The organism is Pseudodonghicola xiamenensis DSM 18339, from assembly GCF_000429365.1.
GTDB lineage: Bacteria > Pseudomonadota > Alphaproteobacteria > Rhodobacterales > Rhodobacteraceae > Pseudodonghicola > Pseudodonghicola xiamenensis.
The window spans coordinates 1-2851 of record NZ_AUBS01000077.1 but is presented as its reverse complement, the minus strand read 5'-3'; the positions used below and the strand labels follow the sequence as shown (position 1 = coordinate 2851).

The following is a 2851-nucleotide window of genomic DNA, read 5'->3' as shown; positions in this document are numbered from 1 at the left end:
GTCTCCCACTTCTCTAAATGGGAAAAGGACAACACACTCGATATATGACCCACAACACCCAAAACGCCTACCGCTGATCCCTGGCGGTGCTACGCCCTGTCCGGTTATCGGACGGGGCGTTTTCTTGCGCTTCGGTGGTTTGAGGAATAACAGGTTCCCCGGAAATCGACGGCGGCGGCATATCTCTTTTATATGTGTTGCCTGACAGAGATTGTTGTATCCTGACGAGTACTTAGGGGAACCCGTGCAAAAGTTCGATCAGGCATTGATCCTGGATGATATGGGGCGCCCGATCCGTCAGGAGGGGCCGGTGTCGTCGCGCGATTGGGACGAGGTCGAGGCCTTCTGCCGCCAGGTTTATCTGCCGTTTCAGGTGCGCCCGCTCGGGCGCATGTTGCGGCCAGAGGCCACCATGCGGCAAGCGCGGATCGGACGGATCGTGGTGACGCGGTTCTCTTACGGGGTGCCGATCCACCTGAACGATACCGATGTGTCTTCGGGCCATGTCATCGTGCTCAATACCCTGGCCGGGGCGTTGCGGCACAAGCTCGGCGGGCGCAGCGATACCGTGACCCGCGCCGGCGATAGTTTCGTGGTCGATTGTAGCCGGGTAGACCACTGGCTGGATGCGGATGCGGATCACATGCAGCTCAATCTGACCATCCCGCATGATGTGATTGCCGACGTGGCACGGCGCTGGTTCGGTTTCGTGCCCGATGACCGGCTGTGGACGCGGCGGCTGGCCTTCGGTGAGCGCGGCTCGCGCTGGATGTCGTTGCTGGGCTATGCCGTGCGCTGCATCGGGGCCGACGGGCTGGTCCGTGGGGACAGCCCGATGGCGCGCCATCTGGAGGAGCTGCTTTGTGTCGAGCTGCTGCACTCCTGGGCCCTGGGCAGCGGGCTGGCGCTGACGGACGGGGCGCGGGCGGCGGCTCCGCATTATGTCCGCGAGGCCGAGCAGATCATGGAGGCCGAGGCCTGCGAGGCGCCGGCGATCAGCGATGTGGCGATGCGTGTCGGCGTGTCGGGCCGCACCCTGTCCGAAGGGTTTCGTCGGTTCCGGGGCATTACTCCGCGCGATTTTCTGCGTGACCGCCGGCTTGACGGGATACGGGCCGCGCTGGAACGCGCGCAGCCCGGGCAGACGGTGACCTCGATCGCTTCGGATTGGGGCTATGTCAATTTCGGCGCATTGGCGCGTGCCTATCGGCAGCGGTTCGGGGAAAACCCGTCGCAGACCCTGCTGCGACATCGGTAAGTCTCCGATTTCGAACAGGGCCTGCCGGTCGGAGGTGGCGCCCGGTCGGGTCGCACGCCAGCTTCGAGGGGGATGTACCACTCAGACCGGGGGCAAAAATGCGCGAGTTCAGGGACGCATGTGATGCGGTGTTGCAAAGCGTGACCGAGGATTCCTTGCGCGTGCCGGGGGTGGTGGCCATGGTTACCGGACGCGATGGAATTCTATATTCCGGGGCCGCGGGAGAGCGCCGTATCGGTGGCGAGGAGATGGCCGAGGATACGGTCTTTGCCCTATCCGCGGCCACCCAGCCGATCACCGCCACCGCCGCGCTGCAATGTGTCGAAGAGGGGCTCCTGGAGCTTGACGCGCCAGCGCGGGAGTATGTGCCCGAGCTGGGGGAACTGTCGGTGCTGGAGGGGATCGACGCCAGAGGGGTGGCACGGTTGCGACCGCCGAAGACCGATCTGACAACGCGTCAGCTTCTGCTGCATACCGCCGGTTTCGGCAGTGCGCTGTTCAGTGACGATTATCGGCGGCTGGTCGATGCGGGTGTGCTGCCCAGCCTGGCTTCGGGCCGCCTGGCGGCGTTGCAGGCGCCATTGCTGTTCGATCCGGGTACACGCTGGGAATATGGCATCGGCATCAACTGGGTCGGGCTGATTGTCGAGGCAATCCGCGGCAAGCGCTTGGGAGAGGTACTGCGCACGCGGCTCTTCGATCCCCTGGAGATGCGCGAGACCAGCTTTGCCCGCGGCCCGGAGCGGCGCGCGCGCAGCGCCGTCTTCCATCGGCGCGAGGCGGATGGCAGCCTGATCCCTGCCGGTGAGGAGGAGGACAACCTGTTCGGCGCGTCAGAGATCGACATGGGCGGACACGGGCTTTTCGGGACGGTGCCGGATTACATGCGGTTCATCCGCATGTGGCTGAACGACGGCGCTGGCCCGCAGGGGCGGGTGCTGCGGGCCGATACGGTGGGTTGGGCAGTGCGCAATGGGCTGCGCGGAGAGGTCGGCGTGCACCGCCTGCGCAGTGCGATGCCGTCGCTGTCCTGCGATGTGGACCTGTTTCCGGGGCTGAAGAAGGGCTGGGCCTATCCCTTCATGCGAAATGAGAAACGGGCGCTGACCGGGCGGGCGGCCGGATCGCTGGGATGGGCGGGCCTGGCCAACAGCTTCTACTGGATCGACCGGCGGACCGGGATCGGCGGCTATTGGGCGACGCAGCTCCTGCCTTTCGGGGACCCGGTCTCTTATATCGGGGCACAGGACTTCGAGGCGACGGTCTACCATTATCTCAAGCGGCGGATGCTGCAGCCGCCCCAGCCCGCCTTGCCCGAGCGGTTGCTGGATCGGGTGTGACGACGCGACCGGGCCGGGGATGGACCCCGCCCCGAAAGCGTCACCGCATGACCTGCGTTGCCGGAGGGGGTCAGCCCATCCGCTCGCTGGAATAGGAGCCCGGAGAGGCTGGGAACACCACGGTCTTGTTGCCATTGAGGAACACCCGGCGGTGGGCATGGGCGTGGATCGCCCGGGCCAGCACCTGGCTTTCCACATCGCGGCCCAGAGACACGTAATCGCTCGCCGATTGCGCATGTGTCACCCGCACCGT

At 65.5% G+C, this 2851-nt stretch carries 2 protein-coding genes and 1 pseudogene; 2 read left to right on the top strand and 1 reads right to left on the bottom strand.

Going from position 1 to position 2851, the window contains the following annotated elements:
• The first annotated feature begins 244 nt into the window (after positions 1-244).
• Entirely contained in the window at positions 245-1258 is a 1014-nt protein-coding gene (locus G455_RS0122035; RefSeq protein ID WP_028095588.1) for an AraC family transcriptional regulator, read from the top strand.
• 98 nt (positions 1259-1356) lie between these two features.
• Positions 1357-2598, top strand: coding sequence for a serine hydrolase domain-containing protein (locus tag G455_RS25215; protein WP_051312690.1), 1242 nt, complete (start codon positions 1357-1359; stop codon positions 2596-2598).
• Between the two features lie 70 nt (positions 2599-2668).
• Here G455_RS25215 and purU read toward each other — a convergent pair.
• Positions 2669-2851, bottom strand: a pseudogene (gene purU, locus G455_RS25210) (formyltetrahydrofolate deformylase); the annotation flags it as partial.